The following is an 18,824-nucleotide window of genomic DNA, read 5'->3' as shown; positions in this document are numbered from 1 at the left end:
AACAAGTAAGGCTGCTTTTGTTTTGCGGAGTCGCACGGCCAGCGATGAGGGTTGATTATTTGCCATTGCTTACGGCTATTGTATCAAAATTGCAGGTCAGCGCATAGATCGTTATAGGTTTCACGGTCTACTCGCCTACGAGTGTCGCGAGAACATGGACATCGAGATGAATGCCAGCATGGAGGTAGCGCGACCGCAGCGTTGCCTCGTGCGCCCAGTTTAGATGCGCGAACAGTGCTTGCGAGGCGTCGGTGCCCTTCACGATCCAAGCCTCAAGCCTCTGAAGTCCGAGGTGGTCGAATGCCCACGCTTGCGCAAACTCGACGCCGACCTTTCCGAAACCCTTCCTTCGGTCGTCTGGATTCCAGACGCAAATCCCCACCTGCGCCAGTCTGTTTCGCCAATCGATGCCATGCACTGAACACTCACCTACCAAGCGGCCACCCTCGACCTGGAGAACGAAGGTCTACTCGGTCGCCGGCACCGGGCCGGCTGTCGCGTCGATTTTGCGCTGAAGTTCCGCCTCGCTTCTCAGTCGCCAGTATTGCGGTCCGAATTGGGCGAGTTCCTCCCAATTCTCACTTGCGGAAACGATAGCGGGCACGATTGCCGACGCTAGGGCAACAAGGGTCACCTGACTTACGACCACCGCTTCTCCAACCGTCTCCGAAGCCGCAATGCTACTTATAAGTATGTAGACCTACAAGTAGCAACCCGGAAGCGTATCGGGTTGTCATGGAAGGTGAGCTGCAGAAGGTCGTGGGGCGCAATCTGCGCAGGTACCGCCTGGAACGCGGCTATAGCCAGGAGACGTTCGCGGACGTTATGGGCGTACACCGGACCTACATGGGCGGAGTGGAACGCGGCGAGCGGAACCTGACCTTGCAAACGCTTGAGAAAATCGCCGAGGTCCTCAAGGTGGAGCCCATTTCCCTACTTCGTGATCCGTAGGCACGCACTCACCCATTCGCGTCGGCGTGTCGAAGCGAGTGCTCGACTGGTGTCGACAGATACTTGATTGTCGATGATTGACCATCGGCCGACCGTTTCGTCTCCCTGCGCAACCGTCGCCTTACACACGGAAGGCTAACGTCGAAGACCGGTTGGACTGCAGCACATGGATGTCATATCGAGATCGTGGGCATTGGGGAAGACTTTGCCTGGGGAAGTGCTCGACATAGATGACATGTCCCACAGCGGAGGGGGACGAGGCAAGAGAGATGGCAGGCAAAAGTTCGAATAAGGTCACGAGCCCGAAGGTGGCCAAAGCGGCGTCCGCAGCGTTGAGCGACGGTCGTTCGTTCGCACGGACGAAGAGCATCGCGGCAAGCGCGTTGGCTCAGGCGAAGCCCTCGAAGAAGAAGTAGCTCGTGAGTTCGGCGGTGCGTTCATCCGGTCGTGGACGCACCGCACCTTTCGGACTTCGGAAGCAGACCTGTAGATACCGACCGACGAGTGAAAGAGTGCCTGTTGCCGAAGAGCAAAGGACGAAAAAGTAAATCCAGGCCACCAAAGAGGCCGAAGACGATAGCGGCACCCACTGCGTCGGCTCACGATGCCAGTCCGGCCACCCCGGTCTCTGGTCCCGTCACTATAGTCGCGTCCGAGCTAGGCCTACAGCCACTTGAGGTTGAAGACAGAGCTACGATTCTGCAGAGGTGTGGAATTCTGGAGGCGCTGCCAGTTGCCGTAGCCCTTTACTCCAGATTTGACGATTCCCTTTTGAGCCAGACTACCCGTCCATTCGAAGCAGCTATCATGCGAAGCCTTGAGTCGCCATGGGCTGAGCGGCTAAGAACTATTCATCGAACAGGCCGCTCTGTGTTATCTCCAGCCTCGATGACCCAACTGATCCGCGAGATTATTGAATTCTGTTCGCTGGACGCCGAGCTGCATACTGAAACCTTCGACAACAAAATGCTGGTTGAGCTTGTGCTGAGCATAAACTCCGAGCATGACAAGTCACCGTACTTCACATCGTCGAACCCCTCCGAAGCTGAGAAAAAGCGAGTCGCAAAGGAGTTCGACGAAATTGACACCGACGAGCTTCGACGCCGGATGCGAGAGATCACGCTAGTCGAAGTTGCGCGACTTCAGTCAAATTCGTCTCTGGTTGTCGAGAGTGTTGTCGCCACCGCATCTGATACGTGGCTACATCCCTGGCCCGACAAGACACCTCACGAGTTAATAGGCGAAAGTCCTGAACATGCCTACCAGGGTGCAGTAGGTGTCCCTCTGTTGGAAATGTTTAAACTTGGGAAGGTCTTGGTCGAGGACAGGCGCCAGAAGCTGGCCACAGTGACCCGGGAAGAGCTTGCTAGCAGCGGAGCAAAGCCCGCGGCGATTGACAACTTGTTCCGCACAATGTCGTTGCCCATCCAAGAGTATAGAAAGCTGCTTGCCAAGGATCGGCTGCGCGGGGCCACCGAGAATCAGCGCTATACTTTTACCCAGTTCCCGTTCCTTCGGATCGACGATCGCACGGTCATCCAGCTGCGTAGGCAGTGGGCGGCTGATCGCTTCTTTGGCGAGCACGTGTACATGCAAGCATGGGCATCCTTCAAGGAAGCAGGTAAGAATGCCCACGCCAATCAATTGAAATCCGCGATGAATGACGTGTTTGAACGATTAGTCAGCAACACCCTGGAGCGCATAGCTGCATTTCCGGTGCCACCGTGGGCGAAGACCATTTCAGTTGTACACGAACAAGACATGCAGGACGCATGGACCGATAAAAAGGGGCTTACTCCCTCAGTATGCGACTGGGCGGTCGCCTCCGGGCCGTCCTGCCTAGTTATTGATGCAACTAATCACACTCAGAATTTCAAGCTCGCTCAAGGTCTTGCCGATGAAGTCGAGTATTGGGACGACGTTACGCGGATCTTCTTGAAGGGAAAGTTCAAGCAACTGGCGTCAACGATAAGGTTCTTGCGTGAACGCAGCTTTGGGGACACAGGACTGGGCGCAAACACTTGCTTTATACCAACGGTCATTGTACCCAATGGGGGTCTCCCCAACACAGAGATGGTCGACTTCGATATCTCCCAGCACTCGCATGAGATGTTCAAAGAGTTTTCACCCAATGTGCTCCCACCATCCATCCTTACGTTCGCGGATCTTGAGCTTCTGGAGGGACTCGCAGAATTCCGCCATTCGAATATTGTCCAGCTAATGACCTTCTGGCGTGCTGTTTGCGCTAGTAGCACGCCACCTCCACGGCTACAGACGTTCTTGGAACAAAAAGGTCTTGATCGACCCGTCCCGAATCATGCAATACGCACAGCTCGGCGGATGTACGTCATGCTCGATCCCTTGGTTTAGGTGGGCACGAGTGTTATCACCCGCGCAGAGTACCAAAAAAATAGAACGCACGTTCGAGTGCTCGAACGTTTGCAGAGGTCAGCGCGGCAATGCGCTGATCTTTTTACTATCACCGGTACATGTCAGACCCCTACTGTACGGTCTGTTTTAGCGTGCTGACCAGTGTAAATAGTGTTTGAAGTAGCGGAAGGGTTGATGTCACCGGTACATGGTTTCGTCGTATCAAGAACAGCGGAGCGACCCCTGCACAGACGTACCAGAGCCGTTGTCAATTTGTCATCGTTCATATAGCGCAGAGACTGGTAAAATTAAAGTAATGGTAAATACAGCTGATGAGCCCCAGATAGCGAACGCCAGCCATAGTGCGATGTTCTTGAAATCCTTGCAAATAGACAACTTCCGTTCATGTATCGATACCTCGATTGAATTCCGGAGTGACGTAACCATACTCGTTGGTGAGAACAACGCAGGAAAGTCGAATATCATTGAGGCACTTCGCCTAGCAACTACCCCACTCAGTAAGCGAAGAACTCGGTACTTCGAGGGTGAGGATGTCTCGGAAAGTCGACCGGACACTCCAATCAATATAAAGCTTCAATATTCAAATCTTTCAGAATTTCAAAAGGCTCATTACATTGGCGCAATGGATGTCATCGATGGCACGGCTACTTATAGCACCAAGTACACCTACGACAAGGCAAACCCCCGTCAATCTCGGGTTGAGAATCTAGCGGGTAAGGTCGGTATGCCAGACTCCGAGCCAAACAAGAGGGATCAAATCAACCATGTCTACTTAGCTCCCCTACGTGATGCAAATCGAGAACTTGACTCCGCAACAGGAAACCGTCTGTCCATGATCATGGAGACCCTCATTAAGCCCGAGGTTCGCGATGACTTCATAGATTCTGCGAAAACAAAGTATGCACAACTAGAAACCCATGAAGCCATTACCGAGACCAATGACAACCTGCAGAACGAGCTGACACTTCTTACCGATGCAGTTCGCAAACAATTCGTCACAGTTTCTTTTGACACGATAAAGCTTGCACGCTTAGCGCGCAGCCTACGACTCAAGATGAACGAGCACTTAGTCGCTCCATCTGATCTCGCGAACTCTGGGCTTGGGTACGCAAATCTGCTCTTTCTGGCATCTGTCGTCCTTGAACTGAGTAATGCAGACGAATCTGAACTAACTCTATTTTTAGTGGAGGAGCCGGAAGCACATCTCCACCCACAATTACAGTCGGTCCTCCTCGATTACCTCAGAGACCAAGCTCGGAGTTCGGTCAAAGATGACAGTGATGGTCCGGCAGGCAGAATTCAGATTATCGCCACTACGCATTCGCCCAACCTGGCAAGCAGCGCCGGCCTCGATCCTGTCGTCGTCGTCCAGTCTCAGGTAGCCACTGACGAAGCCGGTAAAATTGTCACGTCGCATGCGACAAAGACATTGCCTCTAGCTAGAATTACTTTGGGTGAAGATGCCAAGGCTAAGCGGAAAATAAATCAGTATCTCGATGTAACCCGCGCTGAACTACTATTTGCTCGCCACGTGATCTTAGTTGAAGGGATCGCTGAACAAATCATCATCCCCGCACTCGCGCGAAATATCATCCTGAAAGACGAAGATGAGAAGATAGAGAAGGAGCAGCAACGGAGATTTCGTGGCGTATCACTCATCAATATTGGCATGGTAGATTTCGAACCCTACATCCGCCTTTTGCTGCAGGAAGTAAATGGCTGCCGACTTGTTGAGCGACTGGTTATTGTGACAGATGCGGATCCTTTGCTTACAGAAGAGGAAAAGAAGAGAAAGTCTGGCTACAAACCTAAAAACAATCAGGAAGACGGTACGAAATCGGCGACACCGGACGATGATGATGAAGCAGATGAAGCAGTTACCTATAACCGCGCTTCGTCGCTACAAAAAATCGTTGATGAGCTCGGAGCTAGTACAATCGTACATATTGCTGAAGCACCTCATACACTCGAAGCGGACTTACTCGATCCTGCCGAAAAAAACAAGGACGTATTCAGCGCCGCTTTTCTAGCCCAGAAGACTGGTTCACAAAAGAGAATAGCTACTATCATCGAGTCTTCCGATCCTCCGCGAGAGTTTTACGTGTGCCTGCAAACTATTCAAAAATTCATCAGCAAAGGGCAGTTTGCTCACGACTTCGCCATTGCGCTGGAGAAGCCAGGAACATATCAATGTCCAGAATATCTTGCGGAGGCGGTTCGGTTTGCCATTGGCTCAGAGACTGCATCAGATGAATAACAGCTTGGACTTCACCGATAGTCAGACGAAACTGATAAAGCACGTCGGATCCATCCGAGTTGAGGCCTGCCCTGGAGCGGGAAAGACTCAAACTATCGCTGAGCGCTTCGCCGTTAGACCAAACATGCATCCACGTAAAGGCGTTGCGCTGCTATCTTTCACGAATGCAGCAGCCGATGAGGCAAAAGTCCGCTGCTCTAAAGACCCCGGCCTCCTTGCGGCACCAAACTTCGTCGGTACGATCGATAAATTCCTGAATCGATTCGTTGTTACTCCATTCGTGACATCTCGACAAGAAGTGCGCCCCCACTTCGTTGACACTTGGTCACAGCTTCCAAATGCAACCGTACAGCTGAGGGGAAACCGTGGAGTTTTCTCATTAGATTGGTTCGACTTCGAGTCAAACGGCACATCAACTCTACATGGCCGAACCGCTCCATATATGTTGAAGAAAGAGATCCAAGATCTCAATTTTGTTCAGCGATCAAAATTCGAAGTTGAGGCAACGCGTGTCAGAAAGACACTTATAATGCGCGGCTACTACAGCGCTGAAGCGTCCCGGCAAGCTGCCGCCGCAATCCTTGCCGATTCTTCTGATCGCTCCAAACTGGTGACTCTCCTCGGTAGTCGGTTTAGTGAGGTGATTGTCGATGAAGTGCAAGATTGCTCAAGTGACGATCTCAATCTGCTGCAACTGTTCAATGAGGCCGGTGTCATGATTGTTCTGGTCGGGGATCCAGATCAGGCAATCTACGAATTCCGTCGAGAAGTAAATTCGTCCTCTCTAAATTTAACTACCCTAGCTCCTGCTGGAAAACGACTAGATGGAAACTTTCGGAGTACGCCAGCTATATGCGCGATAGCGGACAGTCTGCGTGCAAGTAGCGTGACAACTGATATTCCCCGCGGACCGAACAGGGATAGCAAGACCCCAGTATATGTATTCGGGTACTCCGACCTAAAAACGATCGCTCCGTGCATCGAGCTTCTCATGACTAGTGAGGGATACCGGCGCGACCAGACTGTCGTCCTGTCGCATAGTTGGAATACTGTGCGTAGTGCTGCGGGCGGCAGTACTTCAGAACTGAACTCAACAAGCAAACTTGTCCGCATCGCATCATGGATTCGGTGTCTTCATGAGGAGACTGATGCAAAACTACGACAAACGGCTCTGCATGGTCTTGCCAATATTCTTCATGAATCTGCGAAGAAAGAGCTAAAGGACCTCGGGCTGATTGAATTTTTGGAAGAAATTGGGCTTTCCGAGAGACAGTTTCGAACTTCAGTTCTTCGCATTGCAACGGCGACGACTTTCGATAAAAAGCCCTCATCGTTCAAGAACAATTTAACGGAGGCGCTCCTCTCAAACTCGTTCGATTGGGTCGGAAGCCTTACAATTCCGAAAGGTGACAGATGGCCCTCCATACCCTCTTGGAGACGGAAGTCGGCACTCGAATACGGAACTATCCATAGCTATAAGGGCCTGCAACAGGAGTTTGTAACTATGATAGTTGCAGAGGACTACGAGTCGCGAACCAGTGACCAGTCGGGCGTTTGTCTATGGCACGAAGATCGAGATGGCGAACCGCGTCGTGTTCTATACGTCGGAGCCACTCGAGCGCAGAAGCTACTTATGCTCGCAGTTCACGAGTCACACCTCGATAAGGTACTGAGCCGACTAGACAAGGATTCGGTCCCGATGAGATATATTCAGATGCTTGACGGCAAGATCCAGGATGCGTTTTAGAGACTGTAACCGCGTTGCAGCTCCCTAATCACCAACATCTGCCATGTTGCTACTATGACAATCCCCATACAATCCTGCATTCGGATAGAGACCGCAGAGTGCAATGCAGAGCACGTAGAAATCTTACCGCATCTATGCAAGCTCCCTTAACGACCACGCGATGCTCGATGATCGTGTTCTTAAAAGAGAACTGAAGATTGGTACCTCCATCGACTGACTAGTCGGGTACCCCCAACCGACCAAGATGCTACACGTGACTACCGACAATCCGACGATCAGTGGCTCCCAGGCAGCACCGGTAAGGTTTGAGCTGGCGGGATTAGATCTGGGCGTTACCTGATAACCCGTAGTCGGCTCGAAGACTGTAAAATGTCGTTCTACTGTTCCGCGGTAGGTGATGGCTTTGCGGCGGCGACCAGGCCGGGAGATCCGCGCTGGTCAGACCGGGAGGCCAGCAATCAACTTTCAGCGGCCGATTCGCCACACCTGACTCGTGTGGGTCTAGCCAAAATAGCTCGCATCTAGGCCGGACTTGCATGCCCCGTCGGCGGCCCTTGCTCTGAGTTTAGGCTTCCCACCTCGCCCGGACTCACATCGTGAAGAAGCGCGGGCCAAGCAGGGGCAAATGCGTTTGCCCGCGTTGCAACGATTCACGCAGGTACAGCCCATATAGAATCTGCGTTCGAACTATTGGACGAACGCAGAGGTTTAGAGCCAGACCTTCACCAGTTGGCCAAGGTTCTCGTCACTCTCGCGACGGACACCACGACGACCGAGCACGGGAGCGAGAATGCCGACAGCCACGCTGCGTGATCGCGCCTACTCGTCTCGTGCCATCCACCGGTTGAACTTTGGCTGACGAAGTGTCAAACCCGACTTCTTCAGGGCTTTGCCGACACTGCTCGCAGCAAGGCCGTACTGCCGTCCCAGCTCGATGGTCGACCTCCCGCGCTCGTAGTGCCACGCTAGCTCTGCTAGCAAATTCGTATCGATCCGAGCACGCGAACGCGTCGCTACGCCCCTGCTCGCCAGAAGGCGAGCAATGGTCTGCCGGTGGACCCCGAACTGCTCGGCCACCTCTGGGGCAGTTTTGCCTCCTTCGTACTCCGACACCAGCGACTCCACCTCGAATTCGCTCAGCCGACGCTGAGGCCGATAGCTACGTTCGTCCGCCTTGAGCAGCAGTTCTTCGCTATGCGGGGCCGGTGAAGCGGGTATCTCAACCTGCCGAGCGAGGGCCGCTAACAGGGCATCCTTACGTGAAAGAGATTCACGAAGGCGCACCACAAGATTTGCATCACGAATGGCCACACTGCGTCAATGATCGACCTCCACGCAGAGCGATCGCGATACGGTCCGAAACGTAGGCCACAAATCGCGGGTCGCCCGCAGTAATCTGCCTCGCATGAAGAAGGCACTCCCGAAGACGCTGAAGTCACTCGCCCGGACCGTTGGAATCCTGGCACTCGCGATCGTCGTTGTATCCGTCGTCGAGCGGTTCACCGGCGCACACCAACCGACTACCGGTCCCGCCTCGTTGACCGGGCCCGACCAATCGTTGTAGCCCTTCCCTTGTGACAGGGTCGACACATGACGTTCGAGGAACAGGACGAGTCGACATGTGAAAGCCGTCCGATCGCAGATGATGGGCCATTCACGCTGGAAGTCGATGGAGAAATCTTCACGGTGACGGTCCGCCCCGGGGAGCCGGGCGCGTCCGACTACGACTGGAAATCGGGGCCGAACGAGGGGTACGGGTTTTCCAGTTTTCACCGTGTTTCCTACTACAGTGTCCTCGACCGAGCGAACAGTCCATCGAACGAAATTCAGCCCGAAACTATCGATGAACACCGTGCGTCGATCCGCGACTTCCTCAGCAAGGTCAACCCGGAGACCGGATATATCGGAGACTGATCGTCAGAGTTGCCAGTAGCGTTGCCGTCATGATTACGGACCCGACGAGGCCGTGGTGGGAGACTTACAACAACAACGTCCTCTCCGCCCGCGAAAATGGCTGGAGCGAAGACGATTCCAGGCTCTCTCGCGAACTATGCGACCTACTCGATGACGTCGCTGCCGCGTTCGCCATCACGGGCGCGCAGACACCAGGGTGGCTGAGCCCATACAGCGGCCACGTCCAACCCCGCAAGGACTCGTACGAGCGTTGTACCGATCCGGAGAAGTTCCTGATCGTGGTGGCAAGAGCTCGAGCGTGGACAAAGGTCCTCGTCGATCGCGGCTGGGCACGAGAAGTACCGCCTGTGCGATGGGCGCTCCGTCCCTTGGAGTCCGGCGGGGCCGACACCGTTTTGGAGCCTTCGAGTGACGGTGCGGTTCCGCTCGTGCTGACCACGCACACTCCGGTCGACAGCGCCCACCCGTTCAATGTCACGATCGCCGCGGGCAACCCGCCTGTGGCGATGGCGTCCATTCCTGACTGTGCCTGCGACGGATGCGACAGGGGGTCCGCTGTACTGCTCGAAGAATTCGACACCTGGGTGTTGTCAGTGGTCGACGGTTCCCTCGAAGTCGACGTCACAGCCGCCTGTTATTCGATTCAAACTTCTTTTCACGGCGGAAGGCACGGGGTCCAGTACCTCGACGAACCCACAGCTTTCACTGCGGCACCGTGGCCCCCGAATTGGACGGCACGCTCGTTCGCGTCTACAAGATGAGCAGGCGCTGAGCCCTGATCCCGCCGCTACAGAACCTTCGTGAAGATCTGCGCCGGCGCTGCCGTCTCGAGCTTGGCCAGCGCCTCAACCAACCTGACGAAGTGCTCGGTATGAGTGTGGGCGTCGAGGTGCTCCTGCGATTCCCATTCCTCCGCCAACACGAGCTCGCAGGGATTGTCGGTGCGCTGCAGTAACTCGTAATTGATGCAGCCGACCTCTTTTCGGGTCTCGGTGACAAGTTCGTCGTACAACCGAAGCACTTCCGCGAGATCGCCCTGCTCCACCGTTGTTGGCACCAACACCCTGATCACAAAGACTCTCCGATTCGACTGTCCTGCAATAGCCCGTCGGCTCGAAGTCTGCCGTAGACCTCCGACAGATCGACATTTCCGTTGTGACTCGAAGTTTGCGGACAGGCGCAATATCTACGAAACACCCCCGATACCGGAGGTTCGTAGGGTTTGCCGAAGTCGGGCTCGCAATCAGCAGCGCAGCCCTGGGCCCGGGCGAGGGGTAAGCACATGAGTGGAAATGCAGTTCGCTTGCAAGCGATCAAGGACGTCGAGGCCTACACACCTCCGGTGGTCAGTTTCACGACCGACGAGACACCCGGAGAGGTGTTCGGAGCCAACGTCTTCAACAAGGTGGTCATGCAGAAGCGACTGCCCAAGCTCGTCTACAAATCGGTGATGTCGACGATCGAGCAAGGCAAACCGCTTGATCCCATGGTCGCCGATGCGGTCGCGTCGGCGATGAAGGACTGGGCGTTGGAGAAAGGCGCAACCCACTACGCCCACGTCTTCTATCCACTGACCGGGTTGACGGCCGAGAAGCACGACAGCTTCCTCGAGCCGGTCGGCGACGGCAGTGCACTGGCGGAGTTCGCCGGCAAGACCTTGATCCAAGGTGAACCCGACGCTTCGAGTTTCCCGAACGGCGGGCTGCGCAACACATTCGAGGCTCGCGGATACACCGGCTGGGATGTCACGAGCCCGGCCTACGTTCTCGAAAACCCCAACGGCAACACACTGTGTATCCCGACCGTGTTCGTTTCGATGACCGGCGAAGCGCTCGACCACAAGACTCCCCTGCTGCGTTCACAACAGGCAACGGGTTTCCACGCCGAACGAATCCTTAAGTTGTTCGGCCATACCGATCCCGAGCACATCGTGTCGTTCTGCGGACCCGAGCAGGAGTACTTCCTGATCGATCGACACTTCTTCCTCGCCCGCCCCGACCTCCTCAACGCCGGCCGAACACTCTTCGGCGCAAAGCCGCCCAAGGGCCAGGAGTTCGACGACCACTACTTCGGGGCGATCCCGGAACGTGTGCTCGGATTCATGATGGACACGGAGCGGGAACTTTTCAAACTCGGTATCCCCGCCAAGACGCGGCACAACGAGGTTGCGCCCGGCCAGTTCGAAATCGCCCCGATGTTCGAGCGAGGCAACATCGCCGCGGACCACCAGCAGTTGCTGATGACCACTTTCAAGACAATCGCCAAGAAGCACGGCATGGAATGTCTGTTCCACGAGAAGCCGTTCGACGGTGTCAACGGCTCCGGCAAGCACGTCAACTTCTCGCTGGGCAACTCCGAACTCGGCAGTTTGCTTGTCCCCGGCGACAATCCGCATGACAACGCCCAGTTCCTCGTATTCTGCGCCGCAGTCATCCGGGCCGTCCACAAATACGCCGGCCTCCTGCGCGCGTCGGTCGCATCGGCAACCAACGATCACCGTCTCGGTGCCAACGAGGCTCCCCCGGCCATCATCTCGATCTTCCTCGGCGATCAGCTGGCCGACGTCTTCGAGCAGATCGCCAAGGGCGCAGCGACATCGTCGAAGGACAAGGGCACCATGATGATCGGAGCCGACACCCTTCCCGTCCTACCGACCGACCCGGGCGACCGCAACCGCACGAGCCCATTTGCCTTCACCGGCAACCGTTTCGAGTTCCGCGCGCCAGGATCGCTGCAAACAGTCAACGGCCCGATGGTCACCATCAACACGATCATGGCCGAGGCCTTGGACTACATGGCCACCGAACTGGAGGCCGCGGTCGCCGACGGCGCCGATTTCGACACCGCCGTCCAGAATCTGCTCACCGAGATCATCACCAACCACGGTGCGGTTGTCTTCAACGGCGACGGTTACTCGGAGAACTGGCAGATCGAGGCCGAGTCTCGCGGCCTGCCGAACCTTCGCACGACGCTGGACGCCCTTCCTGAACTGATCACCGAATCCTCGATGGAACTCTTCGAGAAGTACAAGGTCTTCAACCACCGGGAGATGCACAGTCGCTACGAGGTCGGACTCGAACAGTACGCACTGAGCATCGGCGTCGAGGCACGCCTGGCCGCCGAAATCGGTACGACGCTGATCCTTCCGGCCGCAGTGCGCCACCAGACGGAAGTTGCGCAGAACTTCGTCGCACTGAAGTCCGCCGGCCTCGAACCGGATTCAGCACCGCTCGAAGAAGTGTCGGCGCCCGTTGCGGCTCTGCGCACAGCGCTCGCGGCCCTGCGCGCAGCAATCGACACCGACGCCGGCGAGTCGCCATTCGATCAGGCCAAGCACGCACAGGACGCACTCCTGCCCGCCATGGCAGAGGTACGTGCAGCGGCCGACTTCCTCGAAACCATCGTCGCCGACGATCACTGGCCACTCCCGACGTATCAGGAAATGCTCTTCATTCTCTGAGCATCACCCGAATATCACTACCCACAGAACTATGGCCTGCAACTCGATCGAGTTGCAGGCCATAGTTGTCGAATCTTGCTCGGCTAGCGGTCTTCCGGCATCGTGACTTCGAGGACGCGAGCCTCACCGGTGGTCGCGGGGTCAGGACGATCGCGCGAATCCGACGACGCCATCTGGAGTCCGTTCAAATCGGTCCGCATGTAGATGACGTTGTAACGGTCCCACGTGGTGGCGACGAATTCGAGGAACTGTCCGCTCGCCCACGGGTGCATGAATCCGCCGTACAACGCGGGCAACGTGATTCCACTCAACAGGGTCTGCGTACCACTCCACGGGCCTTGCGGTTGGTCGGCCTGACGGATCACCAGGTTGCCCTCGGCACTGGTGTACATGGCAACGTACTTGTTCAGGTAGTCGTTCCACTGCACTGCGAGTTCACTGACCGGTGCCTTGATGACCTGAACGGCATCGGTATCTCGCGGACTCCAACCGGAGCCGTCCCAGTATTCGTAGGCGCCGAGATTTCTGATGTCGGCGCCGGCCACTCGCGCCAGGACCGCCTTACCGAAACGACCTGAGGGAGTTCCGTATTCGTAAATGTAGCCGTCCCGACCGTCGAGGAAGGCGCTCTGCTGGAAGTTGGAATTGATCGGCGATACTGCCGGAATCCCCGGAATGCCAAGTCCTTCGGTATTGGCGCGAACTGTCGCCGGATCGAGTTCCCAGTTCTCACCGTTGTCCGTGGAGAAAGCCAGAGCCGAGTAGTTGGTGGTCCAGGCTCCGGGTTCGTCCCACGACCGAACGGACATGAATCTGATGTACTGCACACCACCGTAAGAGATTCCAGCGGTCGGGATGGTGGTGAACTCGCCCGGAATGCCGAATCCCGGAATGATCTCCTTGGAATGATTGGGGCCGTCCAAAGGAGAACTGTCGATCTTCATGCCGTCGGCGATGGCGGTGTCGTTGCTGCGGAACAACACGTTGCTGCGCCAGTCGTCACCCGGGGTGTCGCAGTCGCCCACCGTGTCGCCGAATGCCATCAGCACGTCGTGATCCGGCCCCGAAAGACCGTTGTCCCACATGATTCCGAGGTCGGTACCCGACACGTTGAACCGCTCGATGGTGTTGTTGGGACTGCCTGGGCCAGTGACCATTTCGATCGCCTTGGTCCGGCCGGTCAGCACCGGCAGAGCACCGTTGGGGGCGCCGGTGATCCAAGGCAGCGCGTTGGCGAGGGAGCCGGTACCGGCGGAACCACTACCGAGCGATCCGGTCAGCGAGCCGAGCGAACCCGTCATCGATCCGGCGGAACCACTTCCTCCCGAACCACACGGTCCACCGATCGCCGACGCAGACGGTGCTGCGGCAATCGTCGCGGCAATCGTGACGACGCCTATCGACAACATCGCCGACATGGAGTGTTTATTACGCACGTGCAGCCCCTCTGATCATTTTCGACTCGTTCGGACCACAGGCACAGTGATCCCCGACCGCAGAAGCAAACCATTTGGACTGTGTTAAGAGAGTGAAAGCTGAGCAAATTGTTATAAATCGCCCGTTCAACTGACACAAGTGACAGCTGTGTCCGATTTCACCTTCACAGGACAGTTGTCCGATACAGCAATAAAGGCGCCTAGTATGTAACGGAAATGTAAAAGAGTTCTCACAACGAGGTAGGTGAGCGGTGTCCGTACGTGACCGCGTAGCGCAGATTTACGATCAGGTTTTGGTTCGCAATGCAGGAGAGCCCGAGTTCCATCAGGCCGCCGCAGAGGTCTTCGAGTCTCTTCACGTAGTGCTCGAACGCCACCCCCGCTACGCCGACGCCGGACTCATCGAGCGGCTCTGCGAGCCGGAACGCCAGATCATCTTCCGCGTGCCGTGGACCGACGACCAGGGCAACGTTCACGTCAACCGTGGCTTCCGCGTGCAGTACAACAGTGCACTCGGCCCCTACAAGGGCGGCCTGCGCTTCCACCCCAGCGTCAACCTGGGCATCGTGAAATTCCTCGGCTTCGAGCAGATCTTCAAGAACTCACTCACCGGCCTGCCCATCGGCGGCGGCAAGGGTGGCTCGGACTTCGATCCCAAGGGCCGCTCCGACGCAGAGGTCATGCGCTTCTGTCAGTCCTTCATGACCGAACTGCAGCGTCACATCGGTGAATACACCGACGTTCCGGCCGGCGACATCGGCGTCGGCGGTCGCGAGATCGGCTACCTGTTCGGTCAGTACAAGCGGCTGACCAACACGTACGAGTCGGGCGTCCTCACCGGCAAGGGCATCACCTGGGGCGGATCGCAGGTTCGCACCGAGGCCACCGGCTACGGCGTCGCGTACTTCGTCGCCGAAATGCTCAAGGCGAAGGGTGAAGGCCTCGAAGGCAAGAACGTCGTGATCTCCGGATCCGGCAATGTCGCCATCTACGCAATCCAGAAGATTCACCAGCTCGGCGGCGTCGCGATCGCCTGCTCGGATTCCTCGGGATACATCGTGGACAAGAAGGGCATCGATCTCGACCTCCTCAAGGAGATCAAGGAAGTTCGCCGCGGCCGCATCAGCGAGTACGCCGACGCAGTTCCGCATGCCGAGTTCATCGCCGACGGTTCCATCTGGGACGTGCCGTGCGAGGTCGCACTCCCCTGCGCGACTCAGAACGAGCTCGACGAAGATGCCGCAAAGACCTTGATCGCCAACGGCGTTCAGGCCGTTGCCGAAGGCGCGAACATGCCCACCACCCCCGGTGGCATCCAGCTCTTCCGTGACGCGAACGTAGCCTTCGCACCCGGCAAGGCGGCCAACGCCGGTGGCGTTGCAACCTCCGCTCTCGAAATGCAGCAGAATGCTTCGCGTGATTCCTGGAGCTTCGAGTACACCGACGAGCGTCTCGCCGGAATCATGCGCGGCATCCACAAGCGCACCATCAACACCGCTGCCGAGTACGGAAAGCCCGGCGACTACGTGCACGGCGCGAACATTGCCGGCTTCGTGAAGGTGGCCGACGCCATGATTTCACTGGGCGTCATCTAGAGATTTCCGCACCACAGACAGCAGTACAAAAAGGGTGATTTCACCCTGGACCGGTTCCCGTACATCGGACTGGTCGAATCAATACCTAGGCCTCGAGGGCCCTGGGTCCGCGAGGACCCAGGGCCCTCGAGCTTGCTCCGAGCAAATCGCCCGCGACGAGCACCGTAGGCGCGGCAATGATCCCAGACGGAACTCGTGGTGTCCTCCGAAACCGTTTTCCGCTCTGACGTCGAAAAACACCGTAAGTGGACGATTGTTTAGGTCCGCAGCGCGTGGGGCATATGGACTTATCTTCACATTTGTCCATTTCACAGTTGGACGATCGTTCATGTGGTAGAAATCACAACGCCTGGCGCAATTCGATCCGCAAATTTCAGCGGCGAGTATGCCCCCGAACAAGGCCTCAGCGTGTACCCCGCTTCGTAACGCGCCGAGCCTCCGGGTGCCTGTGCCAGGCGACGCACCTGTCTAGAGGAGGCCACCCATGTCCCCAGCGCTGCTGAACAACCCGGGACCGCTCATGTTGGGAGGCAAGCCCGCCTCCACAGCGGTCAACGACGTCATCCCACTGGCAAGCGATCTCGTAGATCACCTGTCCCGTGCCAACCCGACGTTGACTTCCCTCCAAACGGAGGCAGTACGTCGGGAACTGATTGCGGTGATCGTGCAGGGGCTCCAAGTGGGGATCCAGCTATTGGATCACCGCAAACTTCCCACCGACCAAGAGTTGGACGGCATTCACACGATGACCGTCCAACAAGCATTGAAAGGCGTGCCACTCAGCGCGATCCTCAACTTGACCAACGAGGGCATCAGCACTTTTCGCACCCTCATCCTCAGCCGGGCCGACGCCGAGGACTCCGCCAATCTCGGGGATCTCAACGAGTTCTTGTTCGCACTTGCGCAGCGGCTTCACTCGTTCATCTCGATCAGCTATCTCTCGGCTCTTCCAGCCGGTTCCCAACTCGGGGAATACTCCGCCGGCGCCCTCGTGAAGGCCATGCTGGACGGCGACGATCCCACCCAGCTTGCGTTGCAGATGGGCGTTGAACTCGCACCCCGCTATCTCGTCCTGCGGCTCCTGGTGAACCTGCCGCCCATCCGCCCGGGAGCACGCAACGGCAACCACCAGCGCATACAGGCCTACCGTGACCTCTCCGTCGCTCAATCGAAAATCGCGGCCCACTTCGGGTCGGCACTGCTCGAAGCTCCTGCACCGCAACGTGGTCTGGTGCTGATCGAGGGCACGCCCGACTGGGGAACAGTGTGCGAGGTCATCCAACGCGCACGCGCGACGGTCGGGGTGGAGATCACAGCAATCGCCGAGAACGCCGCGGTACGAGATATCGCCGCCGCCCAAGCAACCACTCACGAATTGGCGCAACTCGTGCGGCGCCTGAGACTGCCGGCGCGGTCGTACCGAATGGAAGACCTCGCGCTCGAGTATCAACTCACTCGGGGTGGCGCAGGCCGCGACAGCTTGATCAATCTTCTCAAGCCACTCGACGGCAATCCGGAACTGCTGCAGACATTGTCCATACATCTCGCCAACGGCCAGCATCGTCAGCGCACCGCGTCGGCGCTCGGCCTGCACACCAACACCGTCGACAATCGAATCAAGCGCATCGCAACCCTGACCGGATTGGATCCGGCCCTGCCCTCTGAACTGCTCAAACTGCGCGCTGCCATGATCTCGCTGACCTTCGCAAGCACTGATGTGGACAATCGTCCAGCGAAAATGTGAACACTCACATCCTCGCTATTAGCTGTCCACGTGTGGCGCCTGGACCCCACTTTTCCGCCCCGAACCGGGCTATAAAAGTGTGGTGCGAATCACCGCGCAAACCAGTAACAATTAAGGGGAAACACATGATCAACGGCCAGGATAACGCTCTCCTCGGTGCCTTCTTCGACACCATCCTGCAGCTCTTCAACGCGGGCAGCACCGGCACGGGCTCGACGGATGGCGGCGGCGTCTCCTAGGACGAATCTCGGGCCCTGTGCGAGAGAATTTCTCGCACAGGGCCCGCTCCAAGCCGCCTGACACTGTGATGGCGGTGACCACGGTGACCACCACGTCGCCACCGCTGAAACCAGGAGCAAGCACATGATCGCCGCACCAACCACAGGCGCTTTGGCCGTCGTTTTGAACACCGTCCTACAGATGTTCAACGCCGGCAGCAGTTTCCTCTACACCGACAACTCTCCGATTGGCGGCGGCGGCGAAACTCCCACGACGCCTGCTCCCTGATCGACTTACCCGCTCGCATCACACAGTCGCGGCACAGACAGGAACCACCGTGATAAACCAGCACACCCTGGGCAGCCTGGTCATCGACTTCGGCTCACTCTCCCGAGCACTCGGCTTCGGCAACGGCTCCATCGTGTCGCTCGGCAGCACCGGAAGTGGCTGAAACAGCCCGCCTGACCACGTCGACGATCCCGTCGCCGCTCACCTTCTCACCACATCTCGAAACAGAAAGCAGGTCCCCCTGTGCCTACAATTCCGCTCACCGGCGACCCCATCGTCATCAACATCATCGTCCAGCTACTGAGCGCGGGCAGCAGCAATGCACTCGCACTGGGCGGAGTCGGTAGCAGCGGTCTCGGTAGCACCGGGCTCGGCAGCTTCGACTCGGCGAGCCTCGGCAGCGCTGCTTAGGACCTCACTTGTGATCGGTGTTCGATCCGCGTCTTCGGCCGCCGAAACAGTCCACGAAACCCACGTTGCCCTCCGTCATCTGTGACGGAGGGCAACGTGGTCGTTCAGGCGAGACGGCTCGCGGTTGCGCGATCAGTCCGTCCGCCGCGGTGAATCAACGCCAGTCTTCAGGTGGATCGCTGTCGTCGTGCTCGATGGTCACGGACTCCGAACGATCGTCAGCTGCAGCCTTTTTCGCTGCTTCACGCATCTCGATTCCGTCGGACACCCAGTCGCCGATCTCGCGCGTCACGTCTCGAACGGCCCCGGCGATGATCATCGCGATCGAGCCCACGTGGTTGGCTGCACTTTCGGTCAGTTCCTGGACCGTGTCCTTGCGGCGTTCGAATTTCCCGACCATCAGTGTGTGCC

At 57.3% G+C, this 18,824-nt stretch carries 17 protein-coding genes and 1 pseudogene; 13 read left to right on the top strand and 5 right to left on the bottom strand.

What is annotated here, in order from left to right:
* Positions 1-127: 127 nt before the first annotated feature.
* Positions 128-439: pseudogene (locus G4D79_RS34550) on the bottom strand (GNAT family N-acetyltransferase); the annotation flags it as partial.
* A 296-nt stretch (positions 440-735) separates the two neighbouring features.
* Between G4D79_RS34550 and G4D79_RS16240 the strand changes: the two are divergent.
* The 5 genes from G4D79_RS16240 to G4D79_RS16220 all read left to right on the top strand — a co-directional run bounded on the left by G4D79_RS16240 (position 736) and on the right by G4D79_RS16220 (position 7,346).
* Entirely contained in the window at positions 736-951 is a 216-nt protein-coding gene (locus G4D79_RS16240; protein ID WP_099699119.1) for a helix-turn-helix domain-containing protein, read from the top strand.
* A gap of 269 nt (positions 952-1,220) precedes the next feature.
* The gene (locus G4D79_RS16235) at positions 1,221-1,367 is read left to right on the top strand and encodes a hypothetical protein (protein ID WP_235868073.1); all 147 of its coding nucleotides are present in this window, start codon (positions 1,221-1,223) and stop codon (positions 1,365-1,367) included.
* A gap of 472 nt (positions 1,368-1,839) precedes the next feature.
* On the top strand, positions 1,840-3,321 hold the full coding sequence (locus G4D79_RS16230; protein ID WP_099699117.1) for a hypothetical protein: 1,482 nt from the start codon (positions 1,840-1,842) through the stop codon (positions 3,319-3,321).
* Positions 3,322-3,637: 316 nt separating this feature from the next.
* Positions 3,638-5,599, top strand: coding sequence for an ATP-dependent endonuclease (locus tag G4D79_RS16225; protein ID WP_180279736.1), 1,962 nt, complete (start codon positions 3,638-3,640; stop codon positions 5,597-5,599).
* Positions 5,592-7,346 carry a UvrD-helicase domain-containing protein gene (locus tag G4D79_RS16220; RefSeq protein ID WP_099699115.1) on the top strand — a complete coding sequence of 585 codons (1,755 nt, stop codon included), beginning with the start codon at positions 5,592-5,594 and terminating at the stop codon, positions 7,344-7,346. The genes G4D79_RS16225 and G4D79_RS16220 overlap by 8 nt, the downstream gene beginning before the upstream one ends.
* 819 nt (positions 7,347-8,165) lie before the next feature.
* Here G4D79_RS16220 and G4D79_RS16215 read toward each other — a convergent pair.
* Positions 8,166-8,657 carry a Hin recombinase gene (locus G4D79_RS16215; RefSeq protein WP_143542728.1) on the bottom strand — a complete coding sequence of 164 codons (492 nt, stop codon included), beginning with the start codon at positions 8,655-8,657 and terminating at the stop codon, positions 8,166-8,168.
* 94 nt (positions 8,658-8,751) lie between these two features.
* Between G4D79_RS16215 and G4D79_RS16210 the strand changes: the two genes are divergently transcribed.
* Genes G4D79_RS16210 through G4D79_RS16200 form a run of 3 tightly spaced genes read left to right on the top strand, consistent with a single transcriptional unit; the run spans position 8,752 to position 10,021 of the window.
* Entirely contained in the window at positions 8,752-8,910 is a 159-nt protein-coding gene (locus tag G4D79_RS16210) for a hypothetical protein (RefSeq protein ID WP_003945304.1), read from the top strand.
* Positions 8,911-8,936: 26 nt separating this feature from the next.
* Positions 8,937-9,260 (top strand): hypothetical protein, encoded by a 324-nt coding sequence (locus G4D79_RS16205; protein WP_021344742.1) that lies wholly within the window; start codon positions 8,937-8,939, stop codon positions 9,258-9,260.
* A gap of 29 nt (positions 9,261-9,289) precedes the next feature.
* On the top strand, positions 9,290-10,021 hold the full coding sequence (locus G4D79_RS16200) for a DUF6226 family protein (RefSeq protein WP_235867991.1): 732 nt from the start codon (positions 9,290-9,292) through the stop codon (positions 10,019-10,021).
* A gap of 26 nt (positions 10,022-10,047) precedes the next feature.
* Here the strand turns inward: G4D79_RS16200 and G4D79_RS16195 are convergent, their stop codons facing one another.
* Positions 10,048-10,317, bottom strand: coding sequence for a putative quinol monooxygenase (locus G4D79_RS16195; protein WP_231917368.1), 270 nt, complete (start codon positions 10,315-10,317; stop codon positions 10,048-10,050).
* A gap of 225 nt (positions 10,318-10,542) precedes the next feature.
* Here G4D79_RS16195 and G4D79_RS16190 point away from each other — a divergent pair, with 225 nt between their 5' ends.
* On the top strand, positions 10,543-12,720 hold the full coding sequence (locus tag G4D79_RS16190) for a glutamine synthetase III (protein WP_099698704.1): 2,178 nt from the start codon (positions 10,543-10,545) through the stop codon (positions 12,718-12,720).
* An 83-nt stretch (positions 12,721-12,803) separates the two neighbouring features.
* Here the strand turns inward: G4D79_RS16190 and G4D79_RS16185 are convergent, their stop codons facing one another.
* A complete protein-coding gene (locus tag G4D79_RS16185) occupies positions 12,804-14,138 on the bottom strand; it encodes a DUF4185 domain-containing protein (RefSeq protein WP_021344745.1) in 1,335 nt (444 codons plus the stop codon).
* Positions 14,139-14,407: 269 nt separating this feature from the next.
* Between G4D79_RS16185 and gdhA the strand changes: the two genes are divergently transcribed.
* From gdhA to G4D79_RS16165, 4 genes are all read left to right on the top strand, one after another.
* Positions 14,408-15,751, top strand: coding sequence for an NADP-specific glutamate dehydrogenase (gdhA, locus tag G4D79_RS16180; RefSeq protein ID WP_099698703.1), 1,344 nt, complete (start codon positions 14,408-14,410; stop codon positions 15,749-15,751).
* Between the two features lie 484 nt (positions 15,752-16,235).
* Positions 16,236-17,495: a CdaR family transcriptional regulator gene (locus tag G4D79_RS16175; RefSeq protein ID WP_003945374.1), complete on the top strand. Its 1,260-nt coding sequence runs from the start codon at positions 16,236-16,238 to the stop codon at positions 17,493-17,495.
* Positions 17,496-17,858: 363 nt separating this feature from the next.
* Complete coding sequence (locus tag G4D79_RS16170) at positions 17,859-18,002, top strand: hypothetical protein (RefSeq protein ID WP_003945326.1); 144 nt, start codon at positions 17,859-17,861, stop codon at positions 18,000-18,002.
* Positions 18,003-18,245: 243 nt separating this feature from the next.
* Positions 18,246-18,413, top strand: a complete 168-nt coding sequence (locus G4D79_RS16165) for a hypothetical protein (RefSeq protein WP_003945367.1) — start codon at positions 18,246-18,248, stop codon at positions 18,411-18,413.
* A 154-nt stretch (positions 18,414-18,567) separates the two neighbouring features.
* Here the strand turns inward: G4D79_RS16165 and G4D79_RS16160 are convergent, their stop codons facing one another.
* Entirely contained in the window at positions 18,568-18,813 is a 246-nt protein-coding gene (locus G4D79_RS16160) for a hypothetical protein (protein ID WP_003945295.1), read from the bottom strand.
* Between the last annotated feature and the right edge of the window lie 11 nt (positions 18,814-18,824).

This window comes from Rhodococcus sp. WY5, from assembly GCF_018588185.1.
GTDB lineage: Bacteria > Actinomycetota > Actinomycetes > Mycobacteriales > Mycobacteriaceae > Rhodococcus_F > Rhodococcus_F qingshengii.
The sequence above is the reverse complement of the archived record's forward strand: the minus strand, read 5'-3'. Positions and strand labels throughout refer to the sequence as shown.

Excerpts from the sequence above, each read along its gene's own strand:
- G4D79_RS16190 (WP_099698704.1), top strand. The coding sequence starts at position 10,543 with ATGAGTGGAAATGCAGTTCGCTTGCAAGCGATCAAGGACGTCGAGGCC.
- G4D79_RS16220 (WP_099699115.1), top strand. The coding sequence starts at position 5,592 with ATGAATAACAGCTTGGACTTCACCGATAGTCAGACGAAACTGATAAAG.
- G4D79_RS16160 (WP_003945295.1), bottom strand. The coding sequence starts at position 18,813 with ATGGTCGGGAAATTCGAACGCCGCAAGGACACGGTCCAGGAACTGACC.
- G4D79_RS16170 (WP_003945326.1), top strand. The coding sequence starts at position 17,859 with ATGATCGCCGCACCAACCACAGGCGCTTTGGCCGTCGTTTTGAACACC.
- G4D79_RS16225 (WP_180279736.1), top strand. The coding sequence starts at position 3,638 with ATGGTAAATACAGCTGATGAGCCCCAGATAGCGAACGCCAGCCATAGT.
- G4D79_RS16185 (WP_021344745.1), bottom strand. The coding sequence starts at position 14,138 with ATGTCGGCGATGTTGTCGATAGGCGTCGTCACGATTGCCGCGACGATT.
- G4D79_RS16200 (WP_235867991.1), top strand. The coding sequence starts at position 9,290 with ATGATTACGGACCCGACGAGGCCGTGGTGGGAGACTTACAACAACAAC.
- G4D79_RS16175 (WP_003945374.1), top strand. The coding sequence starts at position 16,236 with ATGTCCCCAGCGCTGCTGAACAACCCGGGACCGCTCATGTTGGGAGGC.
- G4D79_RS16210 (WP_003945304.1), top strand. The coding sequence starts at position 8,752 with ATGAAGAAGGCACTCCCGAAGACGCTGAAGTCACTCGCCCGGACCGTT.
- G4D79_RS16205 (WP_021344742.1), top strand. The coding sequence starts at position 8,937 with ATGACGTTCGAGGAACAGGACGAGTCGACATGTGAAAGCCGTCCGATC.
- G4D79_RS16230 (WP_099699117.1), top strand. The coding sequence starts at position 1,840 with ATGACCCAACTGATCCGCGAGATTATTGAATTCTGTTCGCTGGACGCC.
- G4D79_RS16235 (WP_235868073.1), top strand. The coding sequence starts at position 1,221 with ATGGCAGGCAAAAGTTCGAATAAGGTCACGAGCCCGAAGGTGGCCAAA.
- G4D79_RS16240 (WP_099699119.1), top strand. The coding sequence starts at position 736 with ATGGAAGGTGAGCTGCAGAAGGTCGTGGGGCGCAATCTGCGCAGGTAC.